Source organism: Breznakia pachnodae (assembly GCF_030814225.1).
Taxonomy (GTDB): domain Bacteria; phylum Bacillota_I; class Bacilli_A; order Erysipelotrichales; family Erysipelotrichaceae; genus Breznakia; species Breznakia pachnodae.
Window position 1 is genome coordinate 61,635 of sequence record NZ_JAUSUR010000007.1, and the last position, 17,314, is coordinate 78,948.

Genomic DNA, 17,314 nt, shown 5'->3' on the forward strand with positions numbered 1-17,314 from the left:
CTCTAAGATATCAGTGACTGACATTTCTTCTATTCCATTGTAGGTGCCTCTGGTACAACTTGTTCTTCTTCCGCTGGGAACGCAATAATATCTCTTGGATTTACTACATCTGCTGAAGATGCTGTATTAATTCCATCTGTGTGTATCTCAAGATGTAAATGAGATCCATATGAATTGCCTGAGTTTCCTTGAAAACCAATTGTTTGACCAGCAACAACCTTATCTCCAGTTTTCACTAATGTTTTTGCCATGTGATCGTATTGTATATAATATGTTTTACCATCTACCTGAGTTTTAATAACGGCATAATTTCCTCCACCTGCCATTATATTTCCATCTTTTGGCGGACACCAAACAGGCCCACCAAACCCATCGCAACTATTACCTGCATCAACCACTTTTCCATTCCCTATTGACATAATTTTTGCATTTTCTGCTTTACTCATATCCAAACCATAATGTTCTCCATATGGTGGTTCTCGTGGTCCCATCTCACTAGTTATTTCGAATGGCCACTCCATAGGTAATAACGAAGTAGACGATACAATATACATATACTCATTTGGATCTACTACTTTTTTATTTGAATTCCATATCTCAAAATAAATCGTATCTTTATTATTTGTTCCTATAGGTTTCCCTTGTTCTACTTTATCACCCACACTTAATGAGACACCTTTTAAATTTGTGAAATAAGAGTACATAATTTTAGTATCATAATCCCCTTGCTTATTAATTCCTTTTTGTACCTCATGCTTAATCAATACAGTTAGTCCTTCAGTTTTATCAACTGCAGACACACTACATCCTTTTTCTTTTTCGCACTCCTTAGTAGCTGAAGTATAAGTACTATCTTTCGTTTCAATCTCAACGACTTCTCCATCAGCTATTGCAAGAACTTCTGTTCCACTTTTACTATCTAGTACAACTCCCTCTAATCCAGTTACATCACCATAAATTGCAATTACATCTGCATCTGATGCAGGCATTTGAAAGTTTTGTCTTCCATTACGTATTTGCTTAATTGTTTCATAAATCTCTTCTTTCAATTCTTCATCCACATTATATTTTGATACTAAAGTTTCATATATATCATCATCTGTCTTTAGTAAACATATTTTACCTTTATACCAATCTTCTCCAGGAATATCTGACTTAGCACTTTCCTTTACTACAAGATAATCCGTCTTTAGCCGATCAGCTAACTTATCAGTATCATCTGGCTCATCCCCATCTGGTCTAGTATAAGAATCAAAGAAACGAATATCTTCCATTACATAGTAATATTCATTATCACAGCCTACTTTATTAAATGCTGTTTCGTAGATATCTACATCACCTCCATTACCTCCAGTAAAGAGAGCTACAATTACTATCACAGGTAGAGCAATTGCAATCGCTATTATAGCGATTGCAGCAGTACCTCCACCACCATTTTTCTTTTTGCCACCTAACACTTCACTTGCAACTTTAGCAGCTGCCTCTGCAGCATACTTTTGCCAAGCCATAGTTAACTCATTGCCTGCGCTTTCTTTACGTCAGGCTTAACTTCTGCAAACCATTCAGGCATCATAACACTTAAGTCATATACAACACTTCCAATTCTCATCAAACATTTTCCTTCACGGTCTTCTTTCAATTTATCAATTTCTATATTCTTTAAATTCAGAAGACTTTTCGTAATTGAATAATCAATGTCTCCTAAATGAAATAAGAACTTAACAGATGGTTGTGAGAATAAGGTTTTTACCTTTGCTCGTAAATCCTCATCATCTGTATTAAATTCTTCAATTGTCTGGCTGGCCTTTATAAAGCTTGAGCGATACTTTCTGAATCGTCTTTCATAATCATCCATAATCTCCACTAGAGCCATATATTGTTTCTTTAGCCATGTATGAATTTCATCCATACTAACAACAATCTTTTTACTACGATCCATATTTCCATTAACGAATTGAGATATGTAAGTAAATACATTTGCAGCTTGTGCAATTCTTCTATCTAATGCCGAGTTCATCATATCTTTAAAGTCAAAGTTTATGATTTCAACGTTTTGAATATCTTCATCACCTAAATATGTGTATCGATTAAATAGTTTTGCATCCGCACCACTTACCATCGCTTTCATACCAAGCAACATCTTTCTAAGCTGCGCTTCTGTACCTAAGCATATTTTTGGATTATAGTTATCTTTATCATGTTGAATCAGACCATAGACATCACTGAATAATGGATATTCATTTGCTTTCTTATTTCTTAGATCACTGTCATTTGTAATTCCTTTTAACTCGTATGTCTTAAACAAATAGTCTTGAAATAAATCTAACAACTCATCATCCCACTTGGATTTGTAAATACTCATCCATTTTGTAACCTCACTTACGTAATCATCAACAATACCTACCTGTATTTCGTCAGGAATACGGATATGGAGAGGGTTTATAACATATTTATTATTACCTGCCATATTCATATTAATCCCGCCTAGACGCTCTATAAACTTCCCACAGATACCTTCAATATCAATGTTCCTTATGAAACTTCCTTTGATTGCTTCATTCATTAACAGCAACCATAAAAGAATCGTCTTACCTTGCCCTGATCTACCTAGAATAAGAATGTTATTATTGGACCCACGATCTTCAAAAGTATCAAATAATACCTTTAAATTCTTGTCTGTGATATCACCAATTGGTAATCCTTCTTTGTCCATCAATGATGAGTCATTGAATGGATAAAGATTAGCTACTGATTCAGAAGGAATATTTTGCTTAATGAACGGCGCTAGTTTATTATCTCCAATAGGGTTTGTAGACATCCAACCAAATTTTTGTTTTGTAATAAGCGGATCTACTGTAATATCGACATCATTACATTTCTCTAAAAACTTCTCTTCCAGTTCATCCATTTCTTCTTGTGTAGGAGCAGATAGTTTAAACACGATTGATATATAGTACATCCGTTGTTTTGTTTCTTTTATTCTTCGATAATTACTTTTCATACTCGCTGTTTCTACATCTCGATCGATTGCATCAATTTCATCTACAGCTGTAGAATTTTTTGATTTTACACTTAGTTTCAAACTTGCTTTATATTTATTCAATTTTAAGTCGTCTACATAGATAGCAGACGCTACTCCTTTTAATGAACAAACCTCTGATAATATATTTGTATCATCTGTAGCACCAATAAAACTGGATACTCCATATGTCTTTACAACATTACTACCAATTTTTGCGGAAGAAGGTTGAAATACTGTAGTCACTGGACAAATCATATCTTTAAATTCATAGATACCAGGTAACTGTTGTTCTTCAAAAGATTTCTTCTTTTTGGTTAGTAATGACGTTTCATATTCATCCTCATACTCCATTTCACTATCAGGAATATTATTAGAGAAAATTCGATTTCCATAGATGGCCAACAATTGCTTCAGCTCAAGCTGACTAGTATCTAATAAATTAAGAGAATCCTTGAACGTTTTCTTCAAAGAGTTTCGTATATCATCGATACCATTTGTCCTTAACTCTTTTTCAGTAATTTCACATCGCAAATATGGTTCTTTTTTATTCGCATCTTTTCTTTGTCCTTGTAACATCAAGGCGATTTCATTTGCTAGACGTTTTAAGAATAGTACATTTCTTTTCTCTTCTGCTTTTCTAACAACACCTATGTTATGCTTGATATCAAAAACCGAGTCTTCGATAAAAAAACTTATTTTAAATTTTGAACGATCCATCGATTTACTTAATTTCTTAAACAGATTATCAAGTTCTGCAAAATTTAAAAAATCCAAGTTATTCCCTTGGATTCTTAGAAATAGAAAGATTCTTCCATCCTCCATTTTTATATAATTATCATGAATTGATCGAAAAGGAAAATAACCTTGCATATACTTTTCTTTTCGCTTTCTTTGCGATTTGTTAACCTTCTTCTTGGGTTCTTTCTTTTTCGAACTTTTTTTCTTTCTTCTTTTTTTATTTCCTACTTCAGATTGATCTGATTCTTCAATAACTTCAAATTCTTCCAATGCCTCCCTCTCTTTCTTTATTACCATTTTACTTGATAGTGCAAAATTCAAAAATGAAACTAATTGGCCTAACAAGTTTTCTCTTCCATTCTGTCGATGACAGACTGCTAAAACTGCAACAAGAATCATTAATCCAAATACTAGACCAAGAGGTCCCATTGCAAAAAAGGGAATTACTAATCCCAAAATACCAAAGAACCATTCATAAAAGTACAGTCCTTTGATCATCAACATGGAAGAAACAAAATCTGGGTAATAACGTATTGTTTTTTCTTCTTTTTTTATTTCCATTACAAATCCTCCAATTACTTAATGAACATTTGCCTTGCATAAAATGCTGTGGACATTCCATTCCTAGCAAGATTTCCTAATTTCCCGCCAGAAGACATTCCCCACTTATCAAGGACTTGATCAACTTTACTTGCAGCTATAACCGCTCCTATTGCTAGACAGAAGTCTGCAATGCTTCCTGTAGCTAAATATAGCGACATTCCTAATACCAGAATAATTGTCTGCATAATTTGAGTTAGTGCAATTGCGGTACACTGTTTAAACCACATAATGAGACCTTCATCATTTCCAGCAATGTATCCTGGTATGTATAGATACAACAGTGTAAGTGATACTAGAAACATCCAAAACCGTTCCAGTAAACTTAAAATTGATTTCATCATATAGAAAATGGCGATGATAAGTAGAATTACTGTAAATAAACCACCTAGGTCGTTTATCTCAGCAAGTGCATTAAACTCCACATCTCCTGTCATTGTGATTGCTTCAATTACATCTTTTCCTGTATCTAATAGCAAAATATAAAAATACTTCATTGCCGTTACACCATATTGATAGATAATAGCTCCAATCGATATTCGCATGATCGTATCACCAAAGGAGACCTCACCACCATCCATAATGGCGATAATCTTTTTGATCAATAAGACAAGAATAGCAATTCCAACAAGTGGTAATCCTATTGTTTTAAATCCTGATAAAATTCCTTTTACTGCAGCATTGCTAAATGCACTTTTCGACATTTCTATTGCAATTGTAAAACAGTCTTCGAAAAGACCTGTCATTTGCTTTGTTACCCAACGCAGTATAAAATTCATGTGTACCTCCTATCCAAGGAAGAATGCTGCAGTAATTAATCCAGCAACAGTTGCAATACCCATTAGCCAGAAAAATTTAGTAGAGTGATTACCCCAGACATCATTTTGTCCATTGTTCCTGGTTACATCTACAATCATCATGATCAGGATAATGATTACTCCTATTCCTGTAATAATGGTTATTAATCCTGATATTGCACCACCTACTGCTTTCAATACACCAACTAGTGAGGTAATACCACTTACAATTGCATTCTTAATCTTATCTGCAGCTGATTCCTCAGCTCCTATATATTCTGTAGATGCCAGTACAGTTACTGACATAATTCCTGTATAAATAAAAAATCTCGTCATGTTTTGACGAGCCTTTAGTACTATTCCTTTTAGTTTTTTCATAATAAGTCCTTTCTTACAAACCAATAGGTGTAGCAATTGTATCTTGTATTGCTATACCTGTATCTAAACTATCTACAATTGTTTTCTGCAAATTATTCACCAAATTTGAAGTTAGATCATAATTGTCAAGATATGTTTCATTCTGATAAAAGTGAACATGAATTTTTGGGTGCTCACTATCACTATGTAGATATGCTATATAATTCAAATTCGAATGAGGAATATTCATCTCATCTGATATTTGACGTGCTGCAGCACTAACAATATTTTGGGCCTTTGCTGCTGCATTTTTTTCATTTGGCAAAGTTATAGTTGTTTCTAATACTTTACCTTTTTGATATGAGTACTGCATCAGTATATCTTTTCTAGTCAAAACCTTACGATCATTAAATGCCATAACCGATCCATTTACATATTTTTTATCATACATATTCATTACTTCATTACGATAATTCAATTTATCTTTTACTCTGAAGTTAATATATACCTTCTTGTTTTCACTCCACTTTGTAGAGCTATTTCTAACTCTTTTCTGTGCAACTACCTTTTTGGGTCCAGAATGCCCTTTAACAACTGATAACTGCTTTTTGAGTGTTTCTTTTTCAAATCCAGTCTTTTCACCTATTTCACTGATATAGTGATCTTCAGCTAATGGATTATCCATTTTAGCTAGATCATTCAGTACTTCAAGTGTAAAGGCTTGCTTTTCATCAAATGTATGTAATGCATCTGATACTTTCAACCTAAAATCAATGATTGTATCATGCTTCCCCAGTATTTGTTTAAACTGATCAACATCTTTCGATATTACTTCATCAGGGTCCATTCCTGTTGGTAAAGAAGCAAAAGATGCATTGATTCCATTTTCTTTAAGCAAATAGTAATTCCTGATATTTGCATCGATGCCAGCTTTATCGCCATCACAACATAAACTGACAGGGACATTCAGTCTTTTTATTGCCAGTACCTGTTGTTTGGTTAATGCCGTTCCCATACTGCAAACTGCATTTTTTATAGAAACACTTTCTGCTTTTTGAACATCCATGTATCCTTCCATTAGTATCACTCTACCTAATCGTTTGATATCTTGAAAAGCATCTTTGTAGTTGTATAAAATTTCGTTCTTTTTAAATACTGCGCTTTCTGGACTATTAATATACTTTGCTCCTTTACCATCAAGTGACCGTGTTGAGAATCCTACATAATTTCCTGAATTGTCTTTTATGGGAAAGATTAATCTTTTCTCCAAAAAGGAGTAGGAACCTTTTTCATTAAAAATATTTGCTCTTTTAATCTCATCATCAAGAAATCCTTTTTGAAGTAAATAAGTTCTTAAATTATCTACAGATGGAATATATCCAATTTTTGCATTCGTAATTGCTCCATTGTCCAATCTTGGAGTAATGTAAGCATATGAAGGGTTACCATTGTTTAATAAGATTTCATAGTTTGCCAGTTCAACGATTGCTTCATTTAATTCATAGATTCTTTTTATCTCTGCTGGTACTTCTTTTACTGTGTACTTTTGATCTGGAAGATTCAATTCAACACCACCAACTTCTGCTAATTTCTTACACGCTTTAGGAAAGGTTATGTTGTCATAATTCATTACAAAACGAATTGCATTGCCTCCTTCACCACATACAAAGCACTTGTATATTTGTTTATCTTGGTTAACTGTTAAGGATGGTTTTGAATCATCATGCCAGGGACACGTACACAAGTAGTTATTTCCATGCTTTGTTAGTGTTAGCCTTTCGCCAATCACATCTACTATATTGACAGACTTTAATATTTCTTGAATTTTCTCTTCAGGTATAAAAGCCATGTGATAATCCTCCTTTCTTTTATTTATCTACTAATCGATAATCTTCTCCTGTTTTCTCTAATTTATACACGCCTCCTCTTTTTAGTTTTTTGATTTTCTGATCATCCATAACGATAGGAATTTCTTGCTTTTCGCTCCAGGTAAGAAACGTTGCTATATTTCCATTTTTTCTAAATAGAATTGCTACAACGGTCATACAATACTAATACTTTCTTCAACCACAATGACATCATCATTTTCTGCTAACGAATCATCCAAGGTTGATAAATCACTATATTTCTTTATATTTTCATCAAATGACTTCAAGTCTTCTAACGTATCATTTTGTAAAATGTCTCTAACCTTATCTTCGGCAATTTTCACAAATAGATTTTGAGTTCCTTCTTTTATTTGTGAAATATGCTTTTGAATATCATTTTGATTAATCATTTCTCTATTCAATATTTCTCGATCGTCCATTTTCATACTTAACTCAATATCAATTGGATTCTCGTTATTTGCAATCCCTACCATTCTTTTTGTTAGTTCATTAATATCATCTTTTATAGTTTCCTGATTAACAGATGAGTATTCAATGGTAATCATCATCTTCCCTGGTTTTGGATTTTCTTCTTCCTCGATAATTGTTTGCACATTTGCTAATTCAATAATTTCAGTAGCTAATCCATCACTTAAATAATGTAATCTATGTCCATTCCATGACATTGTTTTGTCATTGATATCATTTACTATCTTTACTGCAGTTCCACCAGCATCATCCCATTGTGATAAATTTGGGCCATAATCATCTAACAATATGTCTCCTTGCTTTACTCCTCCAGGAATCACATCGACTTTACTCTGATCAGAACCATATTTAATAAACAGCATTTGCTCTTCTGGGAGTTCTGGTATGTGTTTGTTCAAAGACTCAATCTTTTCTGGAATTGCATAAGGTGAGTCAACCGCAGCCGAACAACTATACACTTGTCCTGGATTCTGACGAATAATCTCTCTTAAAGCTTCAATAACTTTTTCTTGAGGTGTCAAATTCGCAAAATATCCTTTTTGGTACAAAAGGTCTATAGAGGTTATCTGATCATCAAATTTAAAAAGAACACCATCCATATCGGCAATAAGACGTGTTCCTTCAGGTAATTTGTAATTTCCTTCTGACTCATGTATGTGATTATTAACAATCTCAGTTTCTACAATGTCTATCGCCCCACTCGAAACTTCAACTTTTTCTCTCTGTTTCTCTTCTACCTCTCTAGGTGGTCTATCCTCTACAACTTCTATAGGTACTTCAGAAACTGGTTCCATTTTTTCAATGGAGATTGTATCAGGATTTAAAACTACATAGACTTTATCTTTTTCAGCTATTTCTTCAACACTATGGTCATACCCAAGAATCGTATTAACTGACTTCAATATTTCTTCATAATCTCCACTTATATTGCACATATCTCCCACTAGATCAACATCCGAGTTATTCTCCATGAGACTTGCAATTGCTCTTTGCATAACAATGGAGTAACCATCACTATCAACATCTCCGTAGTTTGAAAGAAAATCATCTTTAGCATCAATGTGTTTAATCAGCTTTTCAAGTTCTTCTGATTTCATTGTAACTGACTTTGCGGATAAAGGCTTCTCTACAAGAATTTCACATGTGTATAAATACCCACCTTCTGCACATTGAATTGCAATTCCTTTATTTTCAGTAAAGTAGATTCCTTGGCCAAATGCAGTTGCATTTAGTCCCAAGTATTCTAAACTAAAAGCATCAAATTTTGCCTTAGATCCATGATATACAATCATTTTATTATCTCCCATATTCACTCCTTCCTACCCTTTCACTACTTCTCTTTTTTTCAACAAACAAAAAGGACGAATCTTTACGATCGTCCTATCCAATAGAAATACCTCCTTCAATTGGCAATTCATTTGCTTGAATCATAGATTCAGCTAATTCTTTTTCAACTCCAATTGCTGTTGTATATTGTTGGGTATATTTACTTAAATCCTCGCCTGAAGTAATCTTTTCACGAAGTGTTTCTTTTGCAAAATCGATAATCTTCTCAGCATCTGCAGTACAAATCTTATTCTTAATTTCTTCCAAAGAAACATTTTCTGTATTTAGTATTTCATCACCATCAAAAACAATTGTTAAACAACCTTTAATTTCTGATGGATCATCAATTGTAGATATCATCTCATCAAGTTCTTCTACAAATTTCAAATATCCGACTTCATCTGCTAATGAGTAATTCAAAGCCATCGAAAATGCTTGTCCTTTCGGAATACTCTGTATTGAATGTTGCTTTGTTATATTTGTATTGTTTAACTTCTGTTCCATCACCTTAAATTTTGACAATTCACGATCTACAACCTTTTGCTGTGTAAGAATAAGGTTTTCATCACGAGAATATGAGTCTGTATCCATTAACTGCAATAATCTGTCTTTCGCATCACCAAGTACTGCTCTTTGATAAGCCAACTCTTTATAACTTTCAGCATCAATACCGTAGTTATCTTTTAAATATTCCATTTCATAGTTACTAAGAGCTATCTTCTCAAATACATTATTTAAGTTTTCTCCATTTCTTATTGATTTTAGTTCACTTCCTAATGCTTCTTCATAGGAAGCGAAGTTTTTCCCAATTATAGGATCTTCATCAAAAATGGAAATTATTCCGTATACTTCACCAACTGTTGCTTGATATGGATAAGTATCAACAATTTTATTTAATATTTCTTTGCTTGTTTGCTCATCAATTGCATTCAAAATTTCATCATTCGATAACATTTTGTCTAAACGTAGATAATCCACAGGCTCTTTATCAATCCCTGTTCCTTCGATTGCATCTCGCAGATATTGTATTGCAACTTCTTTATTTTTAAATTCTTCTACAAAATATTCACCTGCAGCATTATCTATTGCAATATAACCATCTGTGTCGAAGATTAAATAGTAATCATTTAATAATAAATTCTTTTTCATCAGATCATCCAATGGAAATTTTTCATATTCTAATATTATTTTTCCAGACTCCAAATACTTTTCATTTGTTACTTCCTGGCTATGAATTTCTTGCATCCAATTTATATAATCTTCCTTTGTGAATTTATCTAGTATACTGTTTGCTTGTTCATAATCATGACCTTTTATATCATTATCCGTTTGTAAATCTTCAGGACTATCAAGTTTAAAATCATATTTATCATAAATTTTATTTTTTATATCTTCAATTTTTTGTTCCTGGGTTTTCATCTTTTCTTCAATCTTTGAAAATTTCCGTCTAGTTTCCAGCACTTCCATTTCTACTGATTCACCATGTTCTTCAGAATCTTCAAGATAATCTAACTCTTGAATTAGCTCAAACTTATCATCATCCATTGTTTTTAAAGCCTCAATTTCCTTAAAGTATTGAGTACCTAAATCTCCATCTACTTCTATAGATGGAGGAATAGATGAAAATATTAAAGACGATTGATCTTCAACATCCTCCAATATCCTTTCAAACTCAACTATTTGTCCTTTTTCGAATGTTCTTTTTTGATCCATCGAGAAGGTTCCCCATTCCGGATATTGGTCATTATTAAGTTGATATAACTTTCCTTCTACTTTGCTGTCTTCTGTTATAAGTAAATACATAAAGTTTCACTCCTTTTTCTAAGATGTCAGCCACTGACATCTACATCTTAATATGATTCCCATACTGCTTCACTACCCGTAGGAACTCCGTTTGCATCTGTAAGAGTTCTACAAACACCTTTCCAGCCAGGTGATACATTTTGCAGTATATAATTTAAACATGCGTCATCAGCCGCATTTGAGCCTCCAGACATCGTATACCCGTCTTCTAACAAGAATTTCTTACCATTTGGTTTTACACCACTCTGATTTTGTGTAGAATTATCACTTGAACCCTGATAAGATGAATTATTCGAACTATTACTTTGTTCTGTACTTGTATCACTTTCCACAGGTTTTTCTTTTTCCTTTTCTTTTACATTGATTGTCATTTTTTTATTGGATGCATTTCCAGATTTATCTTTTGCATGAATAGTAATTTCGTATGTTCCTACTTTCTTTGTATCGTAAGAGCCTTTTAATTCATATTGCAATTTCCCATCCACGTTATCGATTACTTCAATGTAATCATCAAGTACAAAGCTATCTCCTACAGTTAACTCAAATGTATCTTTTTCAGTTGTAATAACTGGACCACTCAAATCTTTTACTGAAACGCTTATTGTATCTTCTTCTTTAGTTTGTGATGTATCACTCTCATCTGAATCAGAACATCCACATACAAGTAAAACAATAAGCATTACTTGTAAATACTTTAGTTTCATATAAAGAAAAAGAAGTAGTTAGACTACTCCTTTACCTTTCTTAATTTTCTACCTGTGATTACAATGAATCCAAGTGATAGTATAAACATTCCAATAAACAAGTTTGTTTGTGTAGTATCACCACTTGCTACTGCAGCAGCAGGTTTCAATACATTTACATATTCAAATGAATACATATGATTCTCATCAAAGTCTTCCATATTAATTGTTTTCACTTCATCAGATAGTAAATACCCCTTTGGCGCTTCTACTTCTCTCACTTCAATATAATCATATGTTCCTGCTCCAGTGAATTCAAATGTTGCAATTCCTGTTTTTGGATCTCCATTTACTTTGAATGATTCAACTTTTTTACCATCCTTGTATCCAGTGAATTCAAATACGAATTCTTTAGACTTAATATTATTCTTTGAAACCGAGTCAACCTTGTTTGCTTCGGCTGTGTATTCTGTAGCTTCGAAACGAATTGTTTGTCCAGGATCAGTTGGATCCTCATGTTCAACAACTGGTATATTTGGCTCTTCTTCAGTTGGTTCAGGATTATATGTTTCTTGATTAAAGAAGTATTCTAAGTAAACTAGACCTTCACCATCTTCTAAAGAATTTGCAGGTATTGTGACTTTAACTTCATGTTCTCCATCTTTAGTTTCAAACTTTACATCCTTTTCAATTTCTCTAGCCTTCACTAATTCAGGATTTTCTTTGATAGCTGCTTTTAAAGCCTCTTTCTTTTCTTCGTCAGATAATGATTTATATTCTTTACCTGTAGATTCTTCAATTAAGGCAACCACCTTATCGCTAATCGCAACCGTTTCAACTACATAAGTCAAGTCAATATCAATGTTCTCATGGGCTATAACATCAATTGTCTCGTTGTCTATTGTTGGATCCAAAGTCTTTTCGCCATTAAGGCCCGTCGCTGTCGTTCCAATCGTAGGTTTTGGTTTATTTGCATAAGTAAATGTGTGAACTTTACCAATTCCTTCTAAATCTATATTTACTTCAACTTTAATAACCTGGTCACTTAAATAGTAATCATCGTGTGTAGCTGTCTCTGCAAAATATAGTGTTGTACCATATAATACATCTTTAAATGTAGCGAGTCCTGTTTCAGGGTCTACTAATTGTGTTTCATATACTTGAGTAAGTTCTTCATCTAAATAGGCTGTGATTTCAATACCTTTAACACCTTTAAGAAGTTCCTCAGTATACTCATTAATTTTAGCTAATTCAATATCTGTACGAATAATTTTGTTTTCTAATTCCTTATTCAATTGAATTACTTTCATTGTTTGATCATCATGTGTGAATTCAACTTCGAATGGATCTGCAGGTACATATCCTTCAGGAGTTTCCACTTCTTCAAATCTCAGTTTTGTCCCATTTAAACCAACAGGAATATTATCTACAGTGAATGGTTGTCCTTCTACAGCAGTAAATAGTCCATCTTCACTATCCGGATTCAGATATACATCTCCAGCTTTCAGTTCAATTGTTTTTCCATCATAAGGAACAATTGTATCTTCTACAACTGTAGCTTGGAATCTTGCAACTAGTAATTCTTTTGTTTCTTTTCTTTCATCACTGCGTTCAAACAGTTTATCAACCGTTAATAATCCAGTTGGACGTGTGTTTTCCATTACGGTAACAGTAACTGCTTTACCATCGATATTCGTTTCTTGAACATTGCTTGCAGTGATTTCAAATGGGAATCTTGATTCTTCATCAACATATCCTTCAGGAGTTGAAACTTCAACCCATTCATAGTTACCAGCAGGCATTACTTTATTAGTGATTACTTCACCATTTTCTGCAGTCCATGTATCTACTAATTTAGACCCTACGACTTCACTGTACCATTCTTGTTTGTCAACATTCCAAATCTTAAATTCAGCATTACTATGTGTAATATTAATTTGTGTTCCTTCATCAACTTTTACACCTTTTCCATAAGCTGTGTGTTCTTTGTTTGTAACAACATAACTAATTGTTACTCCATTTTCACTAATATCAACAATCCAATATGGTGCTAGCTCTAAATTTTCATTCATTGCAGCATATTGAGTTACTCGATATTTACCATATGGAAGATCAATTGATTTGGCATATCCTACTAGGTTTGTCGTTAAATCATCACGTACTGTAGCCGCTGATCCAACCTTTTGAACATCTTGTTCAAGTTGTACTCTGAATTTTGCATTAGGTTCTCCAATTTGAATACCTGAGTTTCCTGAGTCGATAACTTTACGAATATCAAAGTTCCCTTTAATTACTTGCTGTTTTGATGTAACTTCTTTTTTAATTATAGCAGTTACATCATTAACATAAGTTAAATCAACTTCATATTTGTTTGGATCAAGTAAATGTCCAGTTGATTTTGTTGTCTCTTGGAAATAATATTTACCAGGAGCCAATCCTGAAACTTCCATTTTTAAATCTGTTCCAATAACTTCAGATCTGATTTCTTGATCTTTAGTATAGATTAACTTGCCAGTAATACCATCATAAATATTAGTTGATGCATATAGAGCATAAACTGCATTATCCAATCGAGCATCACCTTGTGGCACTGTTAATCCTGTTTCTTTATCTACCTTATAAAGAATTGCAGTTCCTGAAGCGCGTTGGTTAGTTTGTGTATAGGTAACAGTTTGATTAGGTAAGATTGTAACTTTATGAATTGTATTATCAATTAATAAAGGAGCAACAACTGTTTTTTCTCTAATATACACATCTCCGAGATCGATATCTTCTTCTTTGATTGATCCATCTGCTCCAGTTGTAATTGTTGCAAATGGATTGCTCATATCTGAATTATAACTTACATCAAATGTTACTCCAGAAACTTTATTACCTAAGTTATCAACTTTTGTAATCTCTAAATCACCTTTTCTGAGGTTTGTTAAATTATTAGTAAAGTAATCAGGGTCTGGAACACCCCATTTTACAAGTTCTTGTGAACCCGCTTTTGTATACACCATTGATAATTGCTTGTAAGCACCAACTGACTTACTTAAATCAATTGAAATTGTATCATCAGTTGTATTATTATTTACTACTGTTAATATTCCATTTGAAAAAGTTGCAGATACTCCTTGTGAAGTATAGTAAATCTCCCAACCACTTGTAATTCCGTTGGTAACATTATAAGTTTTAGTTTCACCAGATTTGATCGTGCCATCACCAAAATTAAATGTTGGTTTTGTCCAGTAGCTTGTTGTTTTTGCTTCAAACTGTGTAAAATACGTTGATAAATTTGGTACATTTGAAGAATCAACCGTAAAGCCTTCTGCTGCATACATAATAGAGTGTTGATATAATTGCCATGCTGCATATGCTTCATCATTCATTGCATATACATTATTAGCCACTGCAGCACGTGCAAGTTTTTTTCTAGTAGCATTAGATACTAATTCAGAAGAATTATATCCACCTCCTGAGATTACGGGTGTCGGTGGTTCTGAACATGTAACTAATTCATTATCTGCATAAATACGATCAATTGCAGCATATCCACTATTCGCTCCACTGATGGTACTAGAACTGCTCCATGAAAATGTGTATCCAGTAGTAACTGTACGAACATTTGTTACAGGGCCTGCGCGCGCTTGTATTTCATTTAAAAGTAATTGAGTCAATGGTGAAATTTCTGTTTCATTCACCTCACTCTTTATCTCATCATGAGCCAATACTGAATGAATAGGTTCTTCTACAGTTATTTTGGTTTGCTTTGTTTCTTTTAAATCATTATGATTTCTAACAAGTTCACTCTTATTAGATCCTTTGAACTCATTTAAAAGAACAGGATTGACATAACTCTCCTTTGCATTTAATTCATTTGCATTAACACTAATATTACCAGTAAGAAAAGTACTTACTAATACTAATAGTGCTAATGATAATTTTGATATCTTTTTAAAATTCATTTCGTTTCCTCCTATTTATATTGAATTATATTCGGTTCTTTGTTTACCAGTCTCATCGCATAAAAAAAGCAGGGAAACCCTGCTATAAATAAAATACCCAATACAAAATATACATCACTTTTTCCTCCTTCCATAAAAAAAACCGATAATTTTCATTATCGGTTAATCTTCTATTTACATTTATTGAAACGTGAATATAATTACATATTTAATATAGACCACTTGGCCAGTACTTGCATATCCATACTGAATGGTTCCTGGATACCAATTAGTAATCATGGTATATCCTAATTTTAAGGATGCAGTATAATTACGATTCGATTCCCCTGTAGCACAAATTGATTCTACCCAACTAACCGCTTCTTCCTGAGTTTCAAATATAGGACTTCCTGTAGGAGTAGGAGTTAATTGAACAACCGCTTCTGTAGGTGTTGGGGTTGGGTTACTGGATGTTGTAGATCCGTCTCCGTTTCCTGATGTCGTTCCTCCTGAAGTATTTGATGCTGATCCGCCACTACTTCCTTGTGTACCACCATTTGATGTATCAGCGGACCCATTTTGAGATTCTTGACTTGATTGTTGATCGTTCTCTTGAGTTGCAGTGGCTTTATCTTTTATAATAACTGTGATTTTCCTCTCAGTTTTATTACCATAAGCATCTTCAGCTATAACTGTTGCAGTATCTTCGCCAACCATATCCCAATCTACATATTCATGATCTACAGTGATTGTTACTTCGCTTAAATCTGTAGCTTTGTAAAATTCAGTGAAGTCATCTAAGTATCCAACTTCAACTTCGATTGTGTCTTTGAAATTGACAAACTCAGGAGCAGTTGTATCTTTTACAACTATTTTGAAATCTAATGTTTCATCCTTATATACTGCAGTTGCTTTATAAGTACCTACTTCTAAGTACTTGATGTCTTTTCCATCAACTTTTCTGTTCTCATATTTAACATCTTTAAAAGAAACTACTGTTTCCTTTAAAACATCTTTGTCAGCTTTTACATAGTCCTTAGCATCTTCTGAAACTGTATCACCATACTCAATTACAAATTCTTTTTTCTTTAATTCAATAGAAGGCTTATTAGAACTTCCACAAGCGACAACCGTCATGGCTAATAGCCCAATAATCAATAATTTTACTTTTCTCATAATTCTTCCCTTCCTTCCCCCTAATCAGGAGTATTGCTTTTTTCAAACTCTACTACATTCAATATCAATTGTTTCGATAACGTTTTACCATTACTCAGTTTTAACTCATATTCTATCTTATATTTCCCTGGCATTTCTGTTGATATCTCTTCAGATGTCACAACTTTATCTTTCAAATTGTAACCTTCCTCATCCTCGGCAATTTTTATAAAATCCTCATATGTGAATTCAGCTCCAACTTCAATGTTCACTTCATCTTGCGTTAATTCTAATACTGCTTTTTGTTTTTTACTTTTCTTCACTTCTGTAGTTTCTACTGCCTGTTCTTCTGATTCTTTTGCATTGTTTTGAAATTCATTTATCAAAACAAATATACCACATACCAGAAGTACTGTTGCGACAGCTCCTAGTATGATTACTTTCGTTTTTGTTTGCATTACATTAACCTTTCTTTCTGGTCCTTATAAGACCTAATCTTCCACACTACCATTTTAGCACACCTCAATATGCACTGTAAATGCACTGATTA

The 17,314-nt window shown here is 33.2% G+C and carries 12 protein-coding genes; all 12 read right to left on the reverse strand.

The window, feature by feature from the left end; genetic code table 11:
• Positions 1-29: 29 nt before the first annotated feature.
• Positions 30-1,508: a M23 family metallopeptidase gene (locus J2S15_RS16260; RefSeq protein WP_307410241.1), complete on the reverse strand. Its 1,479-nt coding sequence runs from the start codon at positions 1,506-1,508 to the stop codon at positions 30-32.
• A gap of 2 nt (positions 1,509-1,510) precedes the next feature.
• Positions 1,511-4,321, reverse strand: a complete 2,811-nt coding sequence (locus tag J2S15_RS16265) for a VirB4 family type IV secretion system protein (protein WP_307410244.1) — start codon at positions 4,319-4,321, stop codon at positions 1,511-1,513.
• 14 nt (positions 4,322-4,335) lie between these two features.
• On the reverse strand, positions 4,336-5,139 hold the full coding sequence (locus J2S15_RS16270) for a conjugal transfer protein TrbL family protein (RefSeq protein ID WP_307410246.1): 804 nt from the start codon (positions 5,137-5,139) through the stop codon (positions 4,336-4,338).
• 9 nt (positions 5,140-5,148) lie between these two features.
• The gene (locus J2S15_RS16275) at positions 5,149-5,535 is read right to left on the reverse strand and encodes a hypothetical protein (protein WP_307410248.1); all 387 of its coding nucleotides are present in this window, start codon (positions 5,533-5,535) and stop codon (positions 5,149-5,151) included.
• Between the two features lie 13 nt (positions 5,536-5,548).
• Positions 5,549-7,363 (reverse strand): DNA primase, encoded by a 1,815-nt coding sequence (dnaG, locus tag J2S15_RS16280; protein WP_307410249.1) that lies wholly within the window; start codon positions 7,361-7,363, stop codon positions 5,549-5,551.
• A 19-nt stretch (positions 7,364-7,382) separates the two neighbouring features.
• The gene (locus J2S15_RS16285) at positions 7,383-7,559 is read right to left on the reverse strand and encodes a hypothetical protein (protein WP_307410252.1); all 177 of its coding nucleotides are present in this window, start codon (positions 7,557-7,559) and stop codon (positions 7,383-7,385) included.
• Positions 7,556-9,178: a 5' nucleotidase, NT5C type gene (locus J2S15_RS16290; RefSeq protein ID WP_307410253.1), complete on the reverse strand. Its 1,623-nt coding sequence runs from the start codon at positions 9,176-9,178 to the stop codon at positions 7,556-7,558. The genes J2S15_RS16285 and J2S15_RS16290 overlap by 4 nt, the downstream gene beginning before the upstream one ends.
• A gap of 73 nt (positions 9,179-9,251) precedes the next feature.
• Positions 9,252-11,000, reverse strand: a complete 1,749-nt coding sequence (locus tag J2S15_RS16295) for a hypothetical protein (RefSeq protein ID WP_307410255.1) — start codon at positions 10,998-11,000, stop codon at positions 9,252-9,254.
• A gap of 47 nt (positions 11,001-11,047) precedes the next feature.
• Positions 11,048-11,680, reverse strand: a complete 633-nt coding sequence (locus tag J2S15_RS16300; RefSeq protein ID WP_307410257.1) for an immunoglobulin-like domain-containing protein — start codon at positions 11,678-11,680, stop codon at positions 11,048-11,050.
• A 47-nt stretch (positions 11,681-11,727) separates the two neighbouring features.
• Entirely contained in the window at positions 11,728-15,630 is a 3,903-nt protein-coding gene (locus J2S15_RS16305; RefSeq protein ID WP_307410259.1) for a SpaA isopeptide-forming pilin-related protein, read from the reverse strand.
• A gap of 180 nt (positions 15,631-15,810) precedes the next feature.
• Complete coding sequence (locus J2S15_RS16310; protein ID WP_307410260.1) at positions 15,811-16,785, reverse strand: hypothetical protein; 975 nt, start codon at positions 16,783-16,785, stop codon at positions 15,811-15,813.
• A gap of 20 nt (positions 16,786-16,805) precedes the next feature.
• A complete protein-coding gene (locus J2S15_RS16315) occupies positions 16,806-17,222 on the reverse strand; it encodes an immunoglobulin-like domain-containing protein (protein ID WP_307410262.1) in 417 nt (138 codons plus the stop codon).
• Positions 17,223-17,314: the final 92 nt, after the last annotated feature.

Bases quoted from the DNA above. Each gene is read 5' to 3' on its own strand.
- J2S15_RS16260 (WP_307410241.1), bottom strand. From the start codon at position 1,508: ATGGCTTGGCAAAAGTATGCTGCAGAGGCAGCTGCTAAAGTTGCAAGT.
- J2S15_RS16265 (WP_307410244.1), bottom strand. From the start codon at position 4,321: ATGGAAATAAAAAAAGAAGAAAAAACAATACGTTATTACCCAGATTTT.
- J2S15_RS16270 (WP_307410246.1), bottom strand. From the start codon at position 5,139: ATGAATTTTATACTGCGTTGGGTAACAAAGCAAATGACAGGTCTTTTC.
- J2S15_RS16275 (WP_307410248.1), bottom strand. From the start codon at position 5,535: ATGAAAAAACTAAAAGGAATAGTACTAAAGGCTCGTCAAAACATGACG.
- dnaG (WP_307410249.1), bottom strand. From the start codon at position 7,363: ATGGCTTTTATACCTGAAGAGAAAATTCAAGAAATATTAAAGTCTGTC.
- J2S15_RS16285 (WP_307410252.1), bottom strand. From the start codon at position 7,559: ATGACCGTTGTAGCAATTCTATTTAGAAAAAATGGAAATATAGCAACG.
- J2S15_RS16290 (WP_307410253.1), bottom strand. From the start codon at position 9,178: ATGGGAGATAATAAAATGATTGTATATCATGGATCTAAGGCAAAATTT.
- J2S15_RS16295 (WP_307410255.1), bottom strand. From the start codon at position 11,000: ATGTATTTACTTATAACAGAAGACAGCAAAGTAGAAGGAAAGTTATAT.
- J2S15_RS16300 (WP_307410257.1), bottom strand. From the start codon at position 11,680: ATGCTTATTGTTTTACTTGTATGTGGATGTTCTGATTCAGATGAGAGT.
- J2S15_RS16305 (WP_307410259.1), bottom strand. From the start codon at position 15,630: ATGAATTTTAAAAAGATATCAAAATTATCATTAGCACTATTAGTATTA.
- J2S15_RS16310 (WP_307410260.1), bottom strand. From the start codon at position 16,785: ATGAGAAAAGTAAAATTATTGATTATTGGGCTATTAGCCATGACGGTT.
- J2S15_RS16315 (WP_307410262.1), bottom strand. From the start codon at position 17,222: ATGCAAACAAAAACGAAAGTAATCATACTAGGAGCTGTCGCAACAGTA.